The 18,746-nt window shown below is 57.6% G+C and carries 19 protein-coding genes; 10 read left to right on the plus strand and 9 right to left on the minus strand.

All coding sequences use genetic code 11. The annotated features are described in order from the left end of the window. Window positions 1-2: 2 nt before the first annotated feature. Window positions 3-791, plus strand: coding sequence for a heme ABC transporter ATP-binding protein (locus tag AC2FJE_RS13235; protein ID WP_282169278.1), 789 nt, complete (start codon window positions 3-5; stop codon window positions 789-791). A 53-nt stretch (window positions 792-844) separates the two neighbouring features. Here the strand turns inward: AC2FJE_RS13235 and AC2FJE_RS13240 are convergent, their stop codons facing one another. Further along, window positions 845-1,447: a TetR/AcrR family transcriptional regulator gene (locus AC2FJE_RS13240; RefSeq protein WP_058274090.1), complete on the minus strand. Its 603-nt coding sequence runs from the start codon at window positions 1,445-1,447 to the stop codon at window positions 845-847. A gap of 140 nt (window positions 1,448-1,587) precedes the next feature. On the opposite strand from AC2FJE_RS13240, the gene AC2FJE_RS13245 reads away from it, so the two are divergent. From AC2FJE_RS13245 to AC2FJE_RS13270, 6 genes are all read left to right on the plus strand, one after another. Beyond that, window positions 1,588-2,052, plus strand: a complete 465-nt coding sequence (locus AC2FJE_RS13245; protein ID WP_496754558.1) for a (2Fe-2S)-binding protein — start codon at window positions 1,588-1,590, stop codon at window positions 2,050-2,052. Between the two features lie 3 nt (window positions 2,053-2,055). Next, window positions 2,056-4,242, plus strand: coding sequence for a xanthine dehydrogenase family protein molybdopterin-binding subunit (locus tag AC2FJE_RS13250; protein ID WP_496754560.1), 2,187 nt, complete (start codon window positions 2,056-2,058; stop codon window positions 4,240-4,242). A 130-nt stretch (window positions 4,243-4,372) separates the two neighbouring features. Beyond that, window positions 4,373-5,692 (plus strand): glutamine synthetase family protein, encoded by a 1,320-nt coding sequence (locus tag AC2FJE_RS13255; RefSeq protein ID WP_496754562.1) that lies wholly within the window; start codon window positions 4,373-4,375, stop codon window positions 5,690-5,692. A 59-nt stretch (window positions 5,693-5,751) separates the two neighbouring features. Further along, window positions 5,752-6,432, plus strand: a complete 681-nt coding sequence (locus AC2FJE_RS13260; protein WP_282121503.1) for a type 1 glutamine amidotransferase — start codon at window positions 5,752-5,754, stop codon at window positions 6,430-6,432. Beyond that, on the plus strand, window positions 6,432-7,790 hold the full coding sequence (locus AC2FJE_RS13265) for a glutamine synthetase family protein (RefSeq protein WP_108862197.1): 1,359 nt from the start codon (window positions 6,432-6,434) through the stop codon (window positions 7,788-7,790). Before AC2FJE_RS13260 ends, AC2FJE_RS13265 begins: the two co-directional genes overlap by 1 nt. A gap of 8 nt (window positions 7,791-7,798) precedes the next feature. Continuing rightward, entirely contained in the window at window positions 7,799-9,103 is a 1,305-nt protein-coding gene (locus AC2FJE_RS13270) for an NAD(P)/FAD-dependent oxidoreductase (protein ID WP_496761040.1), read from the plus strand. A 2-nt stretch (window positions 9,104-9,105) separates the two neighbouring features. Here AC2FJE_RS13270 and AC2FJE_RS13275 read toward each other — a convergent pair whose 3' ends face one another. Beyond that, on the minus strand, window positions 9,106-9,852 hold the full coding sequence (locus AC2FJE_RS13275) for a formylglycine-generating enzyme family protein (RefSeq protein WP_496754780.1): 747 nt from the start codon (window positions 9,850-9,852) through the stop codon (window positions 9,106-9,108). A 30-nt stretch (window positions 9,853-9,882) separates the two neighbouring features. Continuing rightward, window positions 9,883-10,077, minus strand: a complete 195-nt coding sequence (locus AC2FJE_RS13280) for a hypothetical protein (protein ID WP_496754567.1) — start codon at window positions 10,075-10,077, stop codon at window positions 9,883-9,885. A gap of 223 nt (window positions 10,078-10,300) precedes the next feature. Here AC2FJE_RS13280 and AC2FJE_RS13285 point away from each other — a divergent pair, with 223 nt between their 5' ends. Further along, window positions 10,301-11,515 (plus strand): DegT/DnrJ/EryC1/StrS family aminotransferase, encoded by a 1,215-nt coding sequence (locus AC2FJE_RS13285; RefSeq protein WP_496754569.1) that lies wholly within the window; start codon window positions 10,301-10,303, stop codon window positions 11,513-11,515. A 6-nt stretch (window positions 11,516-11,521) separates the two neighbouring features. On the opposite strand, the gene AC2FJE_RS13290 is transcribed toward AC2FJE_RS13285, so the two are convergent. The 4 genes from AC2FJE_RS13290 to AC2FJE_RS13305 form a co-directional block, all read right to left on the minus strand. After that, window positions 11,522-12,280 carry a trypsin-like serine peptidase gene (locus AC2FJE_RS13290; protein ID WP_496754571.1) on the minus strand — a complete coding sequence of 253 codons (759 nt, stop codon included), beginning with the start codon at window positions 12,278-12,280 and terminating at the stop codon, window positions 11,522-11,524. A gap of 11 nt (window positions 12,281-12,291) precedes the next feature. After that, on the minus strand, window positions 12,292-12,846 hold the full coding sequence (gene phaR, locus AC2FJE_RS13295) for a polyhydroxyalkanoate synthesis repressor PhaR (RefSeq protein WP_058274099.1): 555 nt from the start codon (window positions 12,844-12,846) through the stop codon (window positions 12,292-12,294). Between the two features lie 135 nt (window positions 12,847-12,981). Further along, window positions 12,982-13,428, minus strand: coding sequence for a phasin family protein (locus AC2FJE_RS13300; RefSeq protein WP_058275892.1), 447 nt, complete (start codon window positions 13,426-13,428; stop codon window positions 12,982-12,984). Between the two features lie 131 nt (window positions 13,429-13,559). Next, window positions 13,560-15,362, minus strand: coding sequence for a PHA/PHB synthase family protein (locus AC2FJE_RS13305; RefSeq protein ID WP_496754573.1), 1,803 nt, complete (start codon window positions 15,360-15,362; stop codon window positions 13,560-13,562). A gap of 110 nt (window positions 15,363-15,472) precedes the next feature. On the opposite strand from AC2FJE_RS13305, the gene phaZ reads away from it, so the two are divergent. Together phaZ and AC2FJE_RS13315 are read left to right on the plus strand one after the other, a co-directional pair. Next, window positions 15,473-16,744, plus strand: coding sequence for a polyhydroxyalkanoate depolymerase (gene phaZ / locus AC2FJE_RS13310; RefSeq protein ID WP_058274101.1), 1,272 nt, complete (start codon window positions 15,473-15,475; stop codon window positions 16,742-16,744). Window positions 16,745-16,761: 17 nt separating this feature from the next. Next, window positions 16,762-17,334 (plus strand): DUF6151 family protein, encoded by a 573-nt coding sequence (locus AC2FJE_RS13315; RefSeq protein ID WP_496761041.1) that lies wholly within the window; start codon window positions 16,762-16,764, stop codon window positions 17,332-17,334. Here AC2FJE_RS13315 and AC2FJE_RS13320 read toward each other — a convergent pair. After that, entirely contained in the window at window positions 17,325-18,041 is a 717-nt protein-coding gene (locus AC2FJE_RS13320) for an alpha/beta fold hydrolase (protein WP_496754580.1), read from the minus strand. The two genes, AC2FJE_RS13315 and AC2FJE_RS13320, sit on opposite strands and share 10 nt — an antisense overlap. A gap of 83 nt (window positions 18,042-18,124) precedes the next feature. Then, entirely contained in the window at window positions 18,125-18,739 is a 615-nt protein-coding gene (locus AC2FJE_RS13325) for a hypothetical protein (RefSeq protein WP_496754782.1), read from the minus strand. Window positions 18,740-18,746 lie beyond the last annotated feature (7 nt).

Here is an 18,746-nt window from a genome sequence, read left to right on the forward strand (position 1 = left end):
TGATGAAGGGCGAAAACATACACGTCAAACTCGGCCGTAAGGAGATTCTCCACGGCGTGGACTTTGACGCAGAACCCGGAAAAGTCACAGCCATCATCGGCCCGAATGGCTCGGGGAAATCTACGTTACTCAAAGCCTTATCAGGCGAACTTGAATCTTGTGGAGAGATTTCTCTGAACGGGCACAGCATTTCCGAGCTGAAGCCTTGGCAACTGGCTGCAATGCGCGGGGTTCTACCGCAATCGTCAACCGTTGCCTTTCCCTTCACTGTGCTCGAGATCGTCCGACTGGGCCTTGCAAACGGGCTAGCTGCAGCGGATGACAGCCTGCCTTCCCGCGCGCTGGCTCATGTCGACCTCGCTGGGTTTGAGCACCGGTCTTACCAGAACCTTTCGGGTGGTGAGCAGCAACGAGTTCAGCTTGCCCGCGTTCTGACCCAAGTCTGGGACGCGACATACCACGATCAGCCCAGATGGCTGTTGCTGGACGAACCCGTTGCAAGCCTGGACATCGCACATCAGTTCACTGTGCTGGGCGTCGCAAGAAACTTCGCCACACAAGGCGGCGGCGTTGTTGTGGTTATGCACGACCTGAACCTAACGGCGCTGTTTGCCGATTATGTGTATGTCATGTCCGAAGGATCTGTTTGGGGCTCAGGCACGCCAACTGCGATCCTGAACGACCAGACGATGCTGCAGGTCTATGGTATCGACCTGCCTATCAGCACCCTGCCTAAAGCTCAGGTTCCGTTCATCCTGCCGCAGGCCATGCGACAGGCCTTAACCGCGTAAAGGGCACACTCAGGGCGAGCAGTATTTCCGCCTGCCCTAATCACGCACCGAAACTAGACGCCGTAACGGCTCAGTATCATCTCGACACTGCTGTCTATAGTCGCGGTCATTTCGACTTCGGTCAGAACATTGCCAGAGAAAACCATCGGCCAGAAGGCTCTCGACTTGATCAGGCCGATGAATTCCTGTCCCGCCTGTTCGGGGTTTTCGATCCGTAACTGCCCGTCTTCGGCTGCATCCCTCAGCATCTCTATAAAGATCGCTGTTTTGTCCAGTTTGCCTTGCGCAGCGGCAGCCAGATCAGGGTTGCGCAGAGTTTCGCTGATCACCATCCGTGCCATCGCCATCACTTCGGGCAGCATCAGAATGCGCCCCTCGGCCCAGGCCAGATCGGTTAGCTGCTTACGAATGTCGCGCCCTTTTTCATAGCGGATATCCCGAACGGCCGCGAACCGGTTAGACAGCTCCAACACGATGGATCTAAACAAGTTTTCCTTGCTTTCAAAGTACTTGTAAAGCGTGCGCTTGGACACCTCGGCCTGCGCTGAAATACGGTCCATGCTGGCGGCGGCGAACCCCTTTTCTTGGAATTCCGCTACCGCCGCTTCGATGATCTGGGCATGTTTGGACGCATTCGGCGCTGTGCATTCGTTCATATTTTAAAGCTATAGACCCATTGACAGATCAAGGTCAAACACTACGTAAACTCACCAGTTTACACGCGTGGGTTTCTGGCCTAGTGTAAACCCGCCAGTTTACCGACTAAGGTAACCAGCCCAACACGGAGAGCCCCCTCATGGCATTGACTTTGAAACTGAACGGCGAGACCCACACGGTCGACGCCGAACCCGGCACGCCCCTGCTCTGGGTGATACGGGATGAACTTAAGCTGACCGGAACAAAATTCGGCTGCGGCGTCGCATCCTGTGGCGCGTGCACCGTGCATCTGAACGGCGAGCCTGTGCGCTCGTGCCAGACTTATATCGAAGATGTCGAAGATGCCGAGATCACTACAATCGAGGCGGTTGGAAACGACAAAATCGGCGCGGCTGTTCAGCAAGCCTGGGTCGAGCTGGACGTGGTCCAGTGCGGCTATTGCCAGTCGGGTCAGGTGATGTCGGCGGTTGGACTATTGTCCGAAAACCCCAAACCCAGCATCGAAGAGATTGACGATTACATGCATGGCAACGCCTGCCGTTGCGCCACCTATCAACGCATTCGCGCCGGCATCCAGCGCGCATCTGAAATTTTGGAGGCCTGATCCATGACCATCAACACCTCCCGCCGTGGATTTCTGAAAGGTGCCGCTGCTGCCGGTGCCGTCCTGCTGGTTGGCGCACGCCCTGATGGGGCGCTGGCGGCTGCTTCGTCAGAGAACGCTCAATTCAACCCATTCGTCAAAATCGACGCCGATGGAACCGTAACGGCCATCGTCAAGCATTTTGAAAAGGGCCAAGGTCCTGCAACCGGCCTGCCGACGCTGATCGCCGAGGAGATCGGCCTGACCATGGACCAGATCGAATACGAATTCGCGCCATCCAACCCGCAGGTCTATAACAACCTGTTGTTCGGCCCCTTCCAAGGCACCGGCGGCTCGACTGCAATGGCGAACTCGTGGATGCAATACCGTCAGGCAGGTGCGGCAGCGCGTGAGATGCTGATCAATGCCGCCGCGCAAAGCTGGGGCGTGGACGCATCCGGCATCACCATTGAGGAAGGTATCGTCAAGGCAGGCGACAAATCGGCCCCAATCGCTGATTTCGTGGCCGCGGCCTCTCAACTGGAGGCCCCGGCTGAGCCGCGCCTAAAAGACCCGTCAGAGTTCCGTCTGATCGGCAACGAGACGGTGCGCCGCAAGGATTCGGCAATCAAAGGCAACGGTCAGGCAATGTACGCGATGGACGTCCATCTGCCGAACCAGATGGTCGCCATGATCAAACGGCCCGAATCGAAGGGTGGCATCGCAAGCGGCTTTGACGACAGCGCGTCAAAAGAGGTCAAAGGCTATATCAGTGCCGCCATCCTGCCCAATCAGGCTGGTGTCGCTGTCTATGCCGAAAACACCTGGGCCGCCATTCAGGCGCGTGACGCGCTTGAGGTAGACTGGGACATGTCCGGATCTGAGACCCGCGACTCGGACCAGATCAAGGCCGAAATCATGGCCGCTCTGGACGCCGAAGCCACGTATAACGTGAACAAGGCGGATGTCGCAGCGGTGTCGGCGGCCATTGATGGCGCGGACACGGTCGTTGAAAAGACCTTCTACTTCCCGCTTTTGGCACATGCCCCGATGGAACCGTTGAACTGCACCATCGAGCAAACTGCCGAAGGTGACATTGTCCTGCACGATGGTGCCCAGATGCCGACCGGCCCGCATATGGCCTATCAGCAGATCTTCCAACTGCCGCCAGAAAAGATTCACATCAAAACAATGCTGGCCGGCGGATCCTTTGGACGGCGGGCGACGCCAGATGCGGATTATCAGGTTGAGGCTGCGCTGGCCTTTGTGGTCACCGACCGCTCGCGCCCGGTCAAACTGGTGTGGACACGCGAAGATGATATCCGCAGCGGTTACTACCGCCCCGCCTTCGGCCACAGGGTTCGCGTTGGCCTGGACGCCGATGGCAAAATCGTCGGCTGGCAGCATCAGGTCGCCGGTCAGTCGGTCATCAAGGGCACACCGTTTGAGGCCGTCGCGGTACATGACGGGGTCGACCACAGCTCTGTCGAAGGCATTGCCGACAGCCCGTATGACATCCCCGGAATGGCCTTGGGTTTAACCGATACCCCCAAGGCAACAACGGTTCTTTGGTGGCGCTCGGTGGGGCACACGCACACCGGGTATGTCATGGAGACAATGATGGATACCGTGGCCGAGGCTGCGGGTCGTGACCCGGTAGAATTCCGCCTGTCCCATCTGGCGGACACCAATAATGCGGATCAGCAACGCAAGGCAGAAGTTCTGAAACTGGCTGTTGAGAAGGCCGGTTGGGGCAATGCTCCTGCGGGTCGCGCACAAGGTATCGCGGTGCATAAATCCTTTGGGTCTTATGCCGCACAGGTTGTTGAGGTGTCCGGTGATCCGGAAAACGGCATCAAGATCGAGAAGGTCACATGCGCCGTGGATTGCGGGATTGCCGTGAACCCCGACGTGGTGCGCGCGCAGATGGAAGGCGGTATCGGATATGGTATCGGCCACGTCATGCGTGATCAGATCACGCTGACCCAAGGCGCCGTGGATCAGTACAACTTCCCTGATTATGAACCGCTGCGCATCGGCGATATTGCCGAGATTGACGTTCATATCGTGCCTTCCGCCGAAGCCCCCACTGGTGTTGGAGAACCCGGCACACCGCCTTCGGCCCCCGCGCTGGCCAATGCGATCCGCGCGCTTTCCGGCGTGAAAGTCACCACTCTGCCGATGGTGGAAAACGGCGTCAGCTTCGTCTGACGGCCAACCCCGCGCCTGTCCCACTGGACGAGCGCGGGGTTTTTCTCAGTTAAAGAAAATTTGATCAAATTTCGTGACAACGGTTCGCGCCTCTATTACACCTCGGGTAGCCAGAGTAATGGAGTCAGTGATGGATCTGAGCGCCCTGCACAGTTTTCGCGTTGCCGCATGTGACCTAAATGGTCAGATGCGAGGCAAGCGTGTGCCGCCCTCTTACGCCGACAAGCTGGACAAAGGCACGCTGCGCATGCCGTTTTCAGCGTTGAATGTCGACCTGTGGGGCGCGGATATCGACGGCAGCCCGCTGGTATTCGAATCCGGCGACGCAGATGGCGTCCTGCTTCCGACGGATCGCGGCCCGGTGCCTGTGCCTTGGCTGGCAACAGAAACCGCCCTGGTCCCCATGTGCCTGCATGACGACGAAGGAAACCCGTTTGCTGGCGACCCAAGGCATGCACTTGCGTCTGTTCTTGATCGCTATGCACAACGCGGTTGGTCGGTCATTGCGGCGACAGAGCTGGAGTTCACCTTGCTCGACGCCTCGGGAGCGCATCCGCAACCGCCGGTCAATCCTGTGACCCGGCGACGGCTGGAGGATGAAGCAGTCCTGTCGATGGCAGAAATGGATGCCTTCGATGCGTTCTTCACCGACCTTTATGACGGGTGCGCTGCGATGGGAGTTCCCGCGCAAACCGCCATCTCGGAAAGCGGTATTGGCCAGTTCGAAATCAACCTGAATCACCAAAACGCCATGCGCTGTGCCGATGATACATGGCTTTTCAAGGCCTTGGCGCGTGGCCTTGCCCGTAAACACGGGTTCACCGCAACCTTCATGGCGAAACCCTACGCCGATGACGCTGGCAACGGGATGCATGTCCATTTCTCGGTCGTGGATCAACAGGGCCGCAACGTGTTTGACAACGGTGGACCCGAAGGCACCGATTTTCTTCGCTGGGCGGTGGCGGGATGCCTAACGGCGATGCCCGGATGTACGCTTGTCTTTGCACCGCACGGGAATTCATACACGCGTCTGGTCCCGGGCGCGCACGCCCCAACCGGTGCGTGTTGGGCCTATGAGAACCGCACTGCGGCTGTGCGTATTCCCGGTGGCGCGCCGGTCGCGCGACGGATCGAACACCGCGTCGCCGGTGGGGACATCAACCCCTATCTGATGTTGGCCGCTGTTCTGGGGGGCGCCATGAACGGCATCGAAGATCAGTCGGAACCGCCTGCCCCTATTACGGGCAATGCCTATGAAGTCGACGGGCTGCCGCAATTGGCTGCCGACTGGACCCAAGCCATTGCAGCATTCGAAACAGACCCCAATGTCGCGCGCATCTTTCCGGCCGACCTGATCCGCTATTTCGCCATGACCAAGCGACAGGAAATCAGGCGGTTCGCCGAACGCCCATCCGAAAACCATTGGCTGAGTTATGTCGAAGCCGTATGAGCCCTCTTGCCCGCCCGCATCCGCTGGGCTAGAATAAATTTGATCAAATTTGGTGACCCATGAAAATCGGCATCCTACTGACCGGCCATCCACCTGATGAACTGCAGGACAAATTCAGCGAATATGACGCGATGTTTGCCGCGCTGCTGGAAGGCAACGGCTTTACCTACGAAACCTTCGCCGTTGTAGACGGCCAATTCCCCAAGGACGCGTTTCAGGCTGATGGTTGGATCATCACCGGCTCGCGCCATGGTGCGTATGAGGATCATGCGTGGATACCACCGCTCGAAGATCTAATCCGCGCCATTCAACACAGCGGTCGCCCGCTGATCGGTGTGTGCTTTGGCCACCAGATCATCGCGCAGGCGCTTGGCGGCAAAGTAGAAAAGTTTACCGGTGGCTGGGCCGTGGGGCGCACCGAATATGACTTGGATGGCCAATCCGTCACCCTGAATGCCTGGCATCAGGATCAGGTTGTTGAATTGCCCGAAGGCGCGCGTGTGATCGGCGCCAACGACTTTTGCCGTAATGCGATGGTAAGTTATGGCGACAACATCTGGACCGTGCAGGCCCACCCGGAATACGGCGATGCCTTTATCCAGGGCTTGATGGAAACGCGCGGCAAGGGTGTGGTTCCCGACCCGTTGATGGAAGCTGCCGCTAACCGGCTGCCCGGCCCCGACGACAACGCGACCATCGGACGGCACATGGCAGAATTTCTGAAGAAAGAGAGGGCCTGATGGCCAACTGGACAGACCAGCTGCCAGAAGCAGCAAAAACCTATATCTCCGGCCACCGGCTGGATGAGGTCGAATGCATCATCTCGGACCTGCCGGGCATCGCACGCGGCAAGGCCGTACCTGCCAGCAAATTCGCGCGGCAGACTTATTTCCACCTGCCCGACAGCATCTTTTACCAAACCATCACCGGCGATTGGGGCGAAGCAGCGGGTGAGGACGGGTTTATCGAACGGGATATGATCCTGAAACCTGATTTCTCTACCGTATCTGCCGCGCCGTGGACGGGTGACTGGACATTGCAGGTTATTCACGACGCCTACGACCGGGATGGTGAGCCGATCCCCTTCAGCCCGCGTAACGTATTGAAGCGTGTTGTGCAGCTGTATCACGACAAAGGCTGGGACCCGATCGTCGCGCCCGAAATGGAGTTCTTTCTGGTCGCCCCCAATGTCGACCCGGCGCATGGTATCAAACCCATGATGGGCCGTTCGGGCCGTCCGGCAGCCGCGCGGCAGGCCTATTCGATGACCGCGGTGGACGAGTTCGGACCTGTAATCGACGACATCTATGATTTCGCCGAGCATCAAGGGTTCGAGATCGACGGCATCACGCAGGAAGGGGGCGCGGGTCAGCTAGAGATTAACCTGCGCCATGGCGACCCCGTCAAACTGGCCGACGAAGTGTTCTACTTCAAACGTCTGATCCGCGAGGCCGCGCTGCGCCACAACTGCTTTGCCACGTTCATGGCAAAACCGATCGAGGATGAGCCGGGCTCAGCGATGCACATCCACCACTCGATTATCGACATGGAAACAGGCCAGAACATCTTTTCCGGTCCACAGGGCGGTGAAACGGATGCGTTCTACAATTTCATCGCCGGGCTGCAAAACCACCTGCCAGCTGGTCTGGCCGTGATGGCCCCATACGTGAACTCCTACCGCCGTTATGTGAAAGACCACGCCGCACCGATCAACCTGGAATGGGCGCGTGATAATCGCACCACCGGCATTCGCGTGCCCCTGTCCGGCCCCGAGGCACGCCGCGTGGAAAACCGGATCGCAGGGATGGACTGCAACCCCTATCTGGGCATCGCACTTTCCTTGGCCTGTGGTTATCTGGGCCTGACCCGGCAAGAACGCCCGCGCCGCCAATTCTATGGTGATGCCTATGAGGGCGAAGGTGACATCCCGCAAGTGATGGGCAACGCATTGGACCTGTTTGATGAGGCCACTGCCTTGCACGAAGTTCTGGGCCCTGAGTTCGCTCGCGTCTATGGCATCGTCAAACGGGCAGAATACGAGGAATTCCTGCAGGTCATCTCTCCGTGGGAGCGCGAGCATCTGCTGATGAATGTCTGAGGCACCCGATGAACCTGCTTTATTCCAATGACCGCAAGGCCGAGTACCCGGCCAGCTGGTACGCTGCGACGGCCAATCCGGTGGATCGCTTCCCCGCGCTGTCCGGCGATGTGAAGGCTGATGTTTGCATCGTGGGCGGCGGGTATACCGGCCTGTCCGCCGCGTTACATCTGGCCGAAGCAGGGTTCGACGTTGTCCTGCTCGAGGCGCACCGCGTTGGCTTTGGGGCATCAGGCCGCAATGGCGGTCAGCTGGGCAGTGCGCAGCGTATGGATCAGGAAGACCTCGAGCGACTGGTCGGTGATGATGACGCCGCCAAGCTGTGGGATCTGGCCGAAGACGCAAAAGATCTGGTCAAATCCCTGATCGCGAAACACCAGATCGACTGTGATCTGAAACCCGGCGTGGCCGTTCTGGGCCTCAGCCAAGGTGAGCAGCAAGAGCTTCATGATCACGCGGCACATCTGTCCGACCGGTATGGTTATGACCAGATGGAGGTTCTGGACGAAGGCGCAGGTCAGGCATTGTGTCCTTCGCCCTCTTATCGGGGCGGCTATCTGGATATGGGCGCGGCGCATCTGCATCCGCTGAATTTTGCGTTGGGGCTGGCTCAGGCAGCGGCAAAAGCAGGCGTACGCATCTATGAAAGCACCGAGGTTCTGGGCGTCGAAGAAACCACCCCAGCCGTTGTGAAATCCGCGCAGGGTAATGTGACGGCAGACCACGTCATTCTGGCCTGCAACGGATATCTCGGCGATCTGAACCGCAAGGTGGCCACCAAGGTCATGCCCATCAACAATTTCATCGCCGCGACCGAGCCTTTGGGCGCGGATACCGCCCGCGTCCTGACAAAAGACGTCGCCGTGGCCGACACCAAATTCGTGGTGAATTACTTCCGCCTCAGCGCCGATAGTCGCCTTCTGTTTGGCGGCGGCGAAAGCTATGGTTACCGTTTTCCAAGCGATATTGCGGCGACAGTGCGCAAACCGATGACCGAGATTTTCCCGCACTTAAGCGATGTAAAGATCGACTACGCTTGGGGCGGCACTCTGGCTATCACCATGCGCCGGATGCCGTATCTGGCACGGGTTGCGCCCAATATCCTGTCTGCCTCGGGCTATTCCGGGCATGGGGTCGGCACGGCTACGCATGCGGGTCAACTGATGGCGCTGGCCATCCAGGGGCAAGCCGAAGGGTTTAACACAATGGCCCGCGTCCCCGCCCTGCCCTTTCCCGGAGGCCCTGCCCTGCGCAGCCCGCTGCTGGTGTTGGCGATGACATGGTTCGCGCTGCGGGATAGGTTGGGAGTGTGAAGCTATGGCGCTTGTTTGAGATCTCTCAAAACGCGGAACCCCACCAAAGCTGATCGGGCATCCCTCAATCCTCGGCCGCGATTGGCAAGACGAGAAGCGTCCATAGCAAAGGGATACGCTCCACCCCGACTCACTATTTTCGCGCAGGGTGTTTCGAGAGCCATTTCCAGATAGCGGCTGGATGTTTCCCACCCCGCATACTTGTCGGTCCAGCAGGACATCGTAAGTTCGATTACATTGCCCGACATGTGGCGCAGTCCCCACGCATTTGCGGCATCCAGTTGATCTACAGGCACAGGCGTGCCACGCGAAACAAGGTCAGGCCGCTCTTCGCCCAGCATGATCTCGGTCGCGCGGCCCAGAAAGTTCACCTGATCCGTGGTGACTTCTTCGCCCTGCGCAAAGGGTGTCTGCGTTCCGGCGCGGGCGGCGTATTCCCACTCTGCCTCGGTTGGCAGGCGGTAGACGTCCATCCCAACCTTGCTGTTCAGCCAATCGGTGTAAGAAACCGCATCCAGATAAGAGACCGTGATGACAGGGTGATTGCCTCTGACCTTTGCGCGCTTCGAGTTAGGTAGCCGAATAAAGTCCTGCGGCTCGTACCCGCCGCAGCCGTCATCCTGCACGCAGGCCATCCACTGATCATAGGTGATCTCGTTGCGGCCCATTGCGACTGGCATGTCAATCGTGACATTATGGACCGGCCCCTCATGAAACGCGATATAGGGGTTGTCGGGCGTGACGGGTATCCAGTTGCCAGCTTCATCAAACTTGACGTTCTACTTTGACTCTCCCGGAGGCCCACCCATCAGAAACTCGCCCAAAGGCAGCACGATCATCTCAGGGCAAACATCGCATTCCTGAAACATCTCGAGCGGCGCGACTTCGGTTCCATCCGAGAGAACATATTGGGCGTGTGCGACTGTTGCGAACGAGGATATCGCCAACAGCCATGTCAAAGGTCTGAATTTCAATTCTGTGGTCCAACCCGTGAATAACAAAAGCAGAGTTGAACCAATCGCACCTTACTTTCGCGTCGGCTGCAAGACCAAAAGCTGGCCGGTCGAAGCCCCGTAATCCCTCAGAGCATCCGAATTTGACAGATCGGTGAAATTTCGCCCCATGGGCGATTGAAGGGTTGGATTGCTGAAAAAATAGCTTTATCTTTCCCAAAGATAGAATTTGGGAAAATCAAATATGACGCTTCCGCCAAACGTTCATGCCGCCGAACCCATCCCCCCAGCAGCAAAAGAAGCCATCGACGCCCTGATGCAGTCAGGCGATCTGTTTCGCTATACCGCGCCGCAGGACGCGCCGGTTGCATTGCTTGAGGCCGAATTTGCCAAATTGCTGGGCAGTAAATATGCCCTGGCGGTATCCTCCTGCTCGGCCGCTCTGTTCCTGTCCCTCAAAGCGTTCGGCCTGCCGCGGGATGCGCGGGTATTGATCCCCGGCTTCACCTTCGCCGCCGTTCCGTCTTCGGTCGTGCATGCGGACTGCATTCCGGTGCTGTGCGAAGTGGGTGAAAACTATCGCCTCGACATGGCCGATTTCGAGGCCAAGCTGGACGGCGTTCAGGCCGTGATCATCAGCCATATGCGCGGCCACACCTCGGACATGGATGCCATCATGGCGCTGTGTGACGCACGCGACATCCCTGTGATCGAGGACGCGGCGCACTCGCTAGGCACAACTTGGCACGGTCGCAATATTGGCACGATCGGCAAGATCGGCTGTTTCTCGTTCCAGTCCTACAAGATGATTAACGCGGGCGAAGGCGGTATTCTGATCACCGACGACGCCGATCTGGTGGCGCAAGCCGTGATCATGTCGGGCGCGTATGAACATAACTGGAAGAAGCATAAGGGACCGCAAGGCGACAACTCGCCCGAGTTGGAGCAGGCATTTGCCCGCTGGCAGAACCAATTGCCGCTCTATAACTTGCGGATGAGCAATCTCAGCGCTGCAGTAATCCGGCCACAAATCCCGGAACTTGCGCGTCGTGTGCGTGATGGCCTGTCCAACCACGACTATGTTGCAGACCGGCTGAATACATCGCCCCATATCGACGTCCCTGCCCCTCTGGAGCCCGAACGCCGGGCACCGGATTCCATACAGTTCAACCTGGTAGACATGGACGACAACGATATCCGCGCCTTCGCTGCGGCGACTGAGGCGCGTGGCGTCAAAGTTCAGGTCTTTGGTCTGAGTCAGGACAACGCCCGCGCATTCTGGAATTGGCAATTCCTGCCGGAAAAGTTCGAGCTACCGCAAACCCGCGCAATGCTTATGAAGGCCTGCGATGTCAGGTTGCCTGTGCGCCTGACGCGCGAAGAGCTGGATGTGATTTCGGATATCCTGCTGGCGTCTGTGGGCGAGGTTACAGGCCCGGTTCCGGTGTACGGAACCTGACGGCGACTAGGGTCCAAGGTCAAACAGATCGACCGGCAAAAACAGCGCTGTGATCCCCTTGGGGGTTGCGGCCACGCGGGATAGGATTCCGACAACCTGCAATCCAGTGTCCATCTCGACCAACAAAGGCGCACCAGAATCCCCCATCATGACAGGACATGTCGCCAGCAAAACCCCGCTTGAATGGCGGCGCGGCTGGCAGGTCTTTGTTTTGCTCAGCACATGGGGCCGGATACCGGGATACCCCGCAACAAACGTGCTAGTGGCGCCATCATCCCCCAGCGGCAGATAGCCGACTTGCTGCCCAATCGGTGCACTGAGTTCCAGAACCGCCCAATCCAAGTTTGATCTGTCATCAAACCGGCCTTCAACGCCCTGTTCAGGATGAACCCGATACGCTTTCACTCCTGAAACCACAGCGGCTTCTCCGCGCTGATAACCGGCGGCAAAACGGATGCTTGAGGGTGGAATCCACCGCTGACGCGGTGTGTTGTACAGGCAATGCGCCGCAGTCAGGACAAGATTGTCCGAAACAAGAACCCCGGTGCAATGGGACTTCTGATCCCGACTGGCAAAATTAACACGTCCAATCGCGCGCCACGGTGGCTGATCGGCCGCAAGAATTTCGCGTGCACGAATCGCATCACATCCGGCTTCGGCCCGTGTCCCCAATGTACAAATTTGGGACCACTGGCCTGAGAAATTGCCCTGCGCCAGCGCGGGTTGCGTCCAAAGTATCGTGATACTCAGGGTCAACCAGCGCATCTTTGGCCGCGTCAGTTAAGCTTGGACAGCTTTTGCTGCAGTTCCGCCAACTGTTTTTTGATGTCGTCCAAATCTTCCTTGGGCTCGGATTTGGCGTCATCGTCTTTGTCCGGGCCGGACCATCCGCCGGACAGACCACCAGTCATAGCTTTCAGGAATGCTTGCTGCTGGGCCTGCATTGCATCAAACCCCGGCATCTGAGACATCGGATTCATCGCACTCATGTTTTCCATCATCTTGCTCTGGTTTTCCCGCAGCATCTCGAATGAGCTTTGCAGGAATTGCGGCATCACACCGCCACCCGGCAACATGTAGCTGCGCACCAGATCGTTCAGCACATTGACCGGCAGCACATTTTCGCCGCGGCTTTCGTGTTCAGCAATAATTTGCAGCAGATATTGCCGCGTCAGATCATCACCAGATTTAAGGTCAATGATCTGCACTTCGCGCCCGTCCCGAATAAATGACGCGATATCTTCAAGTGTGACGTAGTCGCTGGTCTCGGTGTTATACAGCCGACGGCTGGCATAACGTTTGATCAACAGTGGTTTTTCTTGTTCCGACACCGTTTACCCTCCCCAAGGATGATGCATTGCAGCAGAGATTATGCGAGCGCAGCACAAAAAGAAAGGGCAGGTCTTTCGACCTGCCCTGCGCGATAGCACCGATTGGGAGGAGTGGGTGCGCCTCGCGGCGTTTGCTTACTTGGCGGCAGTTGCTTTCTTAGCAGCTGCTGTCACGTCGTTGGTGGCTTTTTTGACAGCCGCGGTTGTGTCTTCGGCTACGTCTTTGCCAGCCGCCATCAGCAGCTCAACGGTTTCGGACTGAACTTTTTTCGCGATCTCTGCGAAGGCCGCCATGTTTTCAGCTGCAACTTCAGCCGATGCGCTGGCGAAGTCGGTGGCCGCTTTGGCGTAGTCTGCAGGCTCTGCCTTGGCTTTCGACATCTCGGTCAGCTTGGCCAGGGTGTCCTTGGTCCATTTGCTCGAGATCTCAGCCGACTTTTCAGCCGCTTCCAGTGCAACACCCGACAGCTTTTCGTTCAGCGTCGCGGTCGATTTGAAAGCACCTTCCAGAGCGGTGGTGTCAACGGGGAACGCGCCCATAACGTCTTTCAGGGTCGCGGTGAAGTCTTGCGTCTTTGCCATGTCTAAAATCCTTTTGCCGAACCGGGCCCACCCCGGCTTTCATCAGCTTGAGGACAATATGGATGCTGCAATGCGGCATTGCAAGAGTTTTATTGCTGCACTGCGGCATACTTCTGCAAGGCGCATTGAAATCAAATACTTGCCTTGACTCGCACATAGGTCCCAGGCGCCGAGGTCAGGGCAGGATGGGCCGAATCGCCAGTCGCGCGCGCGGGCACCTGTTTACCCGACCGCTTCTTCAGCCAGGCCTCCCACCGGGGCCACCAGGAGCCTTCGTGATACGTGGCCTCTTTCAACCAGGTCTCTGGATCTGCCTTCAGGTCGGTGTTGGTATAGTGACCGTATTTCTTTTTGCTGGGCGGGTTCACGATGCCCGCAATATGCCCCGACTCCGAGACGATGAAGGTCTTCGACCGCGACCCCATCTGCTGCACCCCGCGATAACACGCCTTCCACGCCGCGATGTGATCCGTCTCGCAGGTGATCGCCATCAGGGGCACGTCCACGTCGCGCACATGCAGCTTATGCCCCAGCAGTTCGAACCCGTCGGTGACAAAGTCATTGCGCTGGCACAAGCCGCGCAGGTACTGGACCGCCATGCGGCCGGGCAGATTGGCCCCATCCCCGTTCCAGAACAGCAAATCGAACGCGGGCGGTGTCTCGCCCATCATATAGCTGCGGATCGCAGGCCCATAGATCAGATCCTTTGATCGCAGAAACGACATCGTGCGACCGATGATCCACGCTTTTAGAACACCGTCCTCCGAGATCTGATCCTCAATCCCGTCCACAAAGTCGTTCTGCAGGAAAGGCGTGAACTCACCCTGATCGCCAAAATCGGTTAGGGCCGTGAAGAACGTGGCCGATTTGATCGACTTGTCGCCGCGCTGCTTGAGCAGCGACAATGTCAGGCTCAGCGTGGTGCCCGCGATGCAGTAACCGACAGCGTTGACCTGTTTGACCTTGCAGATCGATTTGACCTCTTCGATCGCGGTCAGGAATCCGTCCTGGATATAATCCTCCATGCCGATATCGGCATGGGATTCATCGGCGTTCACCCAGCTAACCACAAACAGGGTATAACCCTGCTCGGTCACCCATTTGATCAGGCTGTTCTGCGCCTTAAGATCCAGAATGTAGAACTTGTTGATCCACGGCGGGAACAACACCAGCGGCGTTTCGTGCACCGTCTCGGTCGCAGGCTTGTACTGGATCAGCTCCATCAACCGGTTGCGATAGACCACATCGCCGGGCGTTGTCGCGATATTGCCGCCCACCTCAAAGGCGCTGTCATCGGCCAGCTTCACAACCATCTCGCCATCATTGGCCTCGAGATCGGCCACCAGGTTTTCCAGACCCTGGATCAGTGACTGGCCTTCCGTCTCGACCGCCTTTTCCAACGCATCTGGATTGGTCGCCAGAAAGTTTGTCGGCGACATCATGTCGATGATCTGCTGCGAGAAGAACGCCAGCCGCTGCTTATCCTGCACATCCAGATCCTCGACCGAAGCCACCGCTTGCGCGATGGCATCGGCATTTGTCTGATACTGCTGACGGATGAATTTGAAATACGGATTGGTATCCCACAAGGGGTTGGAAAACCGCTTGTCCCGGGGTCCGGATGCGGCCTCGTCTGCCTCGCTGCCCACCAGCGCCTGCTGCGCCTCGGCAAAGTTCATAACAGACTGACCCCAGAACTCGATCTGCTGCTCCATAAGCCGCGCGGGATTTTGCATCGCTTCAGCCCAATACGCCGATGCTGCCTTTGCATAAAGCTCTTGATTCGGACCGTCCAAAGCAGGGTTGTGTCCCTTCTTTCCCGACATCGCATCAACAAGTCGCTTCGAAAGCTCCTCCACCTTGTCCATATTTTCTTTAAGCCTCTCAAGGTGTTCCGGGGATAGCTCCGGCGTCCGGTGTTCACTTGTTGTCATTTTAACAATTCCCCCTTAACCTCGCTGCTACGCAGAATAATCGTCGTGGGCTTGGGGAGCAAAGCGACGAATGGTCCGACACTCACACCGGCAGCCAGGAGGCCCCCTAAATGCGCTACATGATGACCTACGACCTTATGGAAACCATGCGCAACACGAACCAATGGATGGGGGCAACGGCCAGTGCTATGGCGTCCTACCCACTGTTCTCCATGATCCCCAACCCGGCTTTCAGCATGATGGCCGCATGGGGCGAAGTGACCGAGCGCACGTTTCAGCGCATGATCGCAAAGCCGGACTGGGGTATTCGAACGTTCACGTGTGAGGATGGCAAAGACCACCTTGTTGATATTGTTCCCGTAATGGAGCGCCCATTTGGCGACCTGATCCATATTCGCGTCAATGGACGCGAAGAACAACCCCGCAAGGTGCTGCTGGTAGCGCCAATGTCCGGCCACTACGCGACTTTGTTGCGTTCCACGGTCAAAAGCCTGCTGGTCAATTGTGAGGTTTACGTAACCGACTGGCATAATGCGCGTGATATCCCTGTTTCCGAAGGCAAGTTCGATGTCGAGGACTACACGCTGTATCTTGTCGATTTTATGAAAGAGCTGGGCCCGGACACTCATGTTGTTGCCGTTTGCCAGCCCGCTCCTCTGACGCTTGCCGCAACCGCTTATCTGGCCGAGGTCGAGCCCAAGGCCCAGCCCAACACATTGACCCTGATCGGTGGTCCGGTTGACCCTGATGCAACCCCGACCGACGTGACCGATTTCGGCCGTCGTGTGACCATGGGACAGCTGGAAGAAACAATGATCCAGCGCGTCGGCTTCAAATACAAAGGCGTCGGCCGCATGGTATACCCAGGCTTGCTGCAATTGGCGTCCTTCATGTCGATGAACGGAGATCGCCACTCCAAAGCGTTCACCGATCAGATCCAGCGCGTGATGCGAGGCGAAGCGTCCGATCACGATGCACATAACCGCTTTTACGATGAATATCTGGCGGTCATGGACATGCCCGCCGAGTTTTACCTTTCCACGGTCGAGCGCGTGTTCAAAGACCGCGAGATCGCCCGCAATGAGTTCGTTGTCGCAGGTCACAAGGTCGATATCGGCAAAATCACCGATGTTGCGGTCAAAACGGTTGAAGGCGCAAATGATGATATCTCAGCGCCCGGCCAGTGTATTGCCGCGCTTGAACTCTGCACCGGTTTGCCGGATGCAAAAAAGGCAAGCCACGTCGAACCCGGAGCGGGTCACTATGGCATTTTTGCAGGCCGCAGCTGGCGGGATAACATCCGGCCGCTTGTGATTGACTTCATGAATGCAAATACGCGCAAACCAAAGCGTCGCGCCGCAAACAAAAACAAAGTGGCTTAAAAATCATGAGCAGGAAAGTGGCGAAAGACACCCCATTTTCCTGCTCTTGCGGTTCCCTATATGGACGGATCGGCGCCGCAGGCGTGAAACACGGCACACATGTCGTGTGCTACTGTCACGATTGCCGCGCGGCTCAGTTGTACTTTGGGCAACCCGATCCTGCCCCCGGTCCTGTTGAAATCCTGCAGATGCTTCCGGAAGAGATCCTTTTCGACGGCGGTGCCGAGCATCTCGCGCTGATGCAACTGAGCCCCAAAGGGATGATGCGCTGGTATGCCAGTTGCTGCAATGCGCCACTGGCGACCACACCAACAACGCCGAAGTTCCCATTCGCAGGTTTTATCGTTAAACGTATCCCCGACCCAAGTGGGTTGGGGCCGATCACCACGCGCGGGTTTATTCCCAAAGGCCACGGCAAACAGACCCATGAAAAGATTGGGTCGGCCGTATACGGGCTGGTGACCCGCGTCGCGAAATCGCGGATGTCAGGCAGTTGGAAGAACACACCCTTCTTCGACCCAGGCACTTTCGACCCGGTTGCCGAGTCTGTGATCCTCAGCAAATCCGAACGCGGAGCCCTTTACCCATAGGTGGTTCGCGCAGGCATGTTTAACCAGTTCTCAAGCGCTTCATTGACGACCTGAGGCGCTTCGAGCGTTGGCAAATGCCCCGCATCCTCAACCACATTGAGTTCCGAATTTGGGATCAGATCTGCCATAAAGGCGTGCTTTCTTACTGGTGTCAGCAGGTCATGCGCCCCACACAAGACCAGCGTGGGAACCTTGATCATTCGCAGCGCACCTTGCTGATCCGGACGCCGCTGCAAAGCGCGCATCTGGCGTTCGAACACATCTGCCCCCTGATCCAATGCCATGGCAGTCACGTCACTCAGAATGGGAACGCGCCTTGGCCCAGGGGCCAACGTATCTGACCCAAGGATCTTTCGCATAACCTCTTCAAGCCGCCCGGCCTTGGCACCAACCATATACTCTTCTCGTGTCGCCGCGATCTGCGGCGTGTCGGACTGCGCATCGGTGGCCATAAGGCACAGGCGCGAAATCCGGTCGGGTGCGCGACGAATAAGTTCAAGAGCCACCACACCACCCATACTAAACCCCGCAAGCGCAAAACGGTGTGGCAGTTGATCCAGAAGGCCCGAGGCGATTTCTTCGATCCGCTCGCCCAACGAAACCGGTGCAACCGTGACCGCACGCTGACGGGAAAAGTGGGCGATCTGTGGGGCAAACACCCTAGAATCGCACATCAATCCAGGCAAAAAAACCAGCGGCTCGATCAATCGCGGCCTCCTTCATCTCAGCTTCTTGAGTGGCTTTGTTTTTATCAGGATGAGAGGTTTTTTCGGCCTGGGCAAGTTAAACTTCACGGATAGGCAATGCCGCGAAACGTGGGAAAATCCGCATAGCGCCTCTGGCGGGTTTTCAGGTCTTCGCCCGGATTTTCGCCCGCACGCAACAGGCTCCCGCGCGGGGCGATGTAGCTGTCGATACGCCTTAGGGGAATTGGCCGCCACACCAGATTGAAAGCACAGAGTTTTGGGAAAAACCAAATCTCGGAATACTCCAGATGATCGTGCATCCACCACGCCAGATCGCACCAATCCCGGCCTTCCGCGTATTGATCCGCGAACCACGGAATGACAATCGACGCCCCGGCAATCCGATCATCGCCGGTGCCCCAATCCCAGATATGGCACTCCAGTGGATTATCGTTTCGGGCGCAGTTCAGCCGGTTTTCATTGCCATATTGATTCAACGACGGCGATCGGTAACCGGACCGGACTGCTACGCGTCCGAACGTCTCTTCTAAAGGGTCCAGCAACGTCTGGCAAAAGGCTCGGCCGGTTTCGATGGCAAGATCAGGATTGTCGGGAAGATTTTGTTTTTCATGGAAATTTCCAATCTCGGAATACAAGAAATCACGCATGAAAAAATGCCGGGACAGGCGCACGCGGCCAAGGTTTTCAAGGCTCCACATGCTACCC

Source organism: Ruegeria sp. CDSC002 (genome assembly GCF_059610905.1).

Excerpts from the sequence above, each read along its gene's own strand:
- AC2FJE_RS13260 (WP_282121503.1), top strand. The coding sequence starts at position 5,752 with ATGAAAATCGGCATCCTACTGACCGGCCATCCACCTGATGAACTGCAG.
- AC2FJE_RS13245 (WP_496754558.1), top strand. The coding sequence starts at position 1,588 with ATGGCATTGACTTTGAAACTGAACGGCGAGACCCACACGGTCGACGCC.
- AC2FJE_RS13255 (WP_496754562.1), top strand. The coding sequence starts at position 4,373 with ATGGATCTGAGCGCCCTGCACAGTTTTCGCGTTGCCGCATGTGACCTA.
- AC2FJE_RS13250 (WP_496754560.1), top strand. The coding sequence starts at position 2,056 with ATGACCATCAACACCTCCCGCCGTGGATTTCTGAAAGGTGCCGCTGCT.
- phaZ (WP_058274101.1), top strand. The coding sequence starts at position 15,473 with ATGCGCTACATGATGACCTACGACCTTATGGAAACCATGCGCAACACG.
- AC2FJE_RS13235 (WP_282169278.1), top strand. The coding sequence starts at position 3 with ATGAAGGGCGAAAACATACACGTCAAACTCGGCCGTAAGGAGATTCTC.
- AC2FJE_RS13300 (WP_058275892.1), bottom strand. The coding sequence starts at position 13,428 with ATGGCAAAGACGCAAGACTTCACCGCGACCCTGAAAGACGTTATGGGC.
- AC2FJE_RS13270 (WP_496761040.1), top strand. The coding sequence starts at position 7,799 with ATGAACCTGCTTTATTCCAATGACCGCAAGGCCGAGTACCCGGCCAGC.
- AC2FJE_RS13285 (WP_496754569.1), top strand. The coding sequence starts at position 10,301 with ATGACGCTTCCGCCAAACGTTCATGCCGCCGAACCCATCCCCCCAGCA.
- AC2FJE_RS13305 (WP_496754573.1), bottom strand. The coding sequence starts at position 15,362 with ATGACAACAAGTGAACACCGGACGCCGGAGCTATCCCCGGAACACCTT.
- AC2FJE_RS13240 (WP_058274090.1), bottom strand. The coding sequence starts at position 1,447 with ATGAACGAATGCACAGCGCCGAATGCGTCCAAACATGCCCAGATCATC.
- AC2FJE_RS13325 (WP_496754782.1), bottom strand. The coding sequence starts at position 18,739 with ATGTGGAGCCTTGAAAACCTTGGCCGCGTGCGCCTGTCCCGGCATTTT.
- AC2FJE_RS13265 (WP_108862197.1), top strand. The coding sequence starts at position 6,432 with ATGGCCAACTGGACAGACCAGCTGCCAGAAGCAGCAAAAACCTATATC.
- AC2FJE_RS13290 (WP_496754571.1), bottom strand. The coding sequence starts at position 12,280 with ATGCGCTGGTTGACCCTGAGTATCACGATACTTTGGACGCAACCCGCG.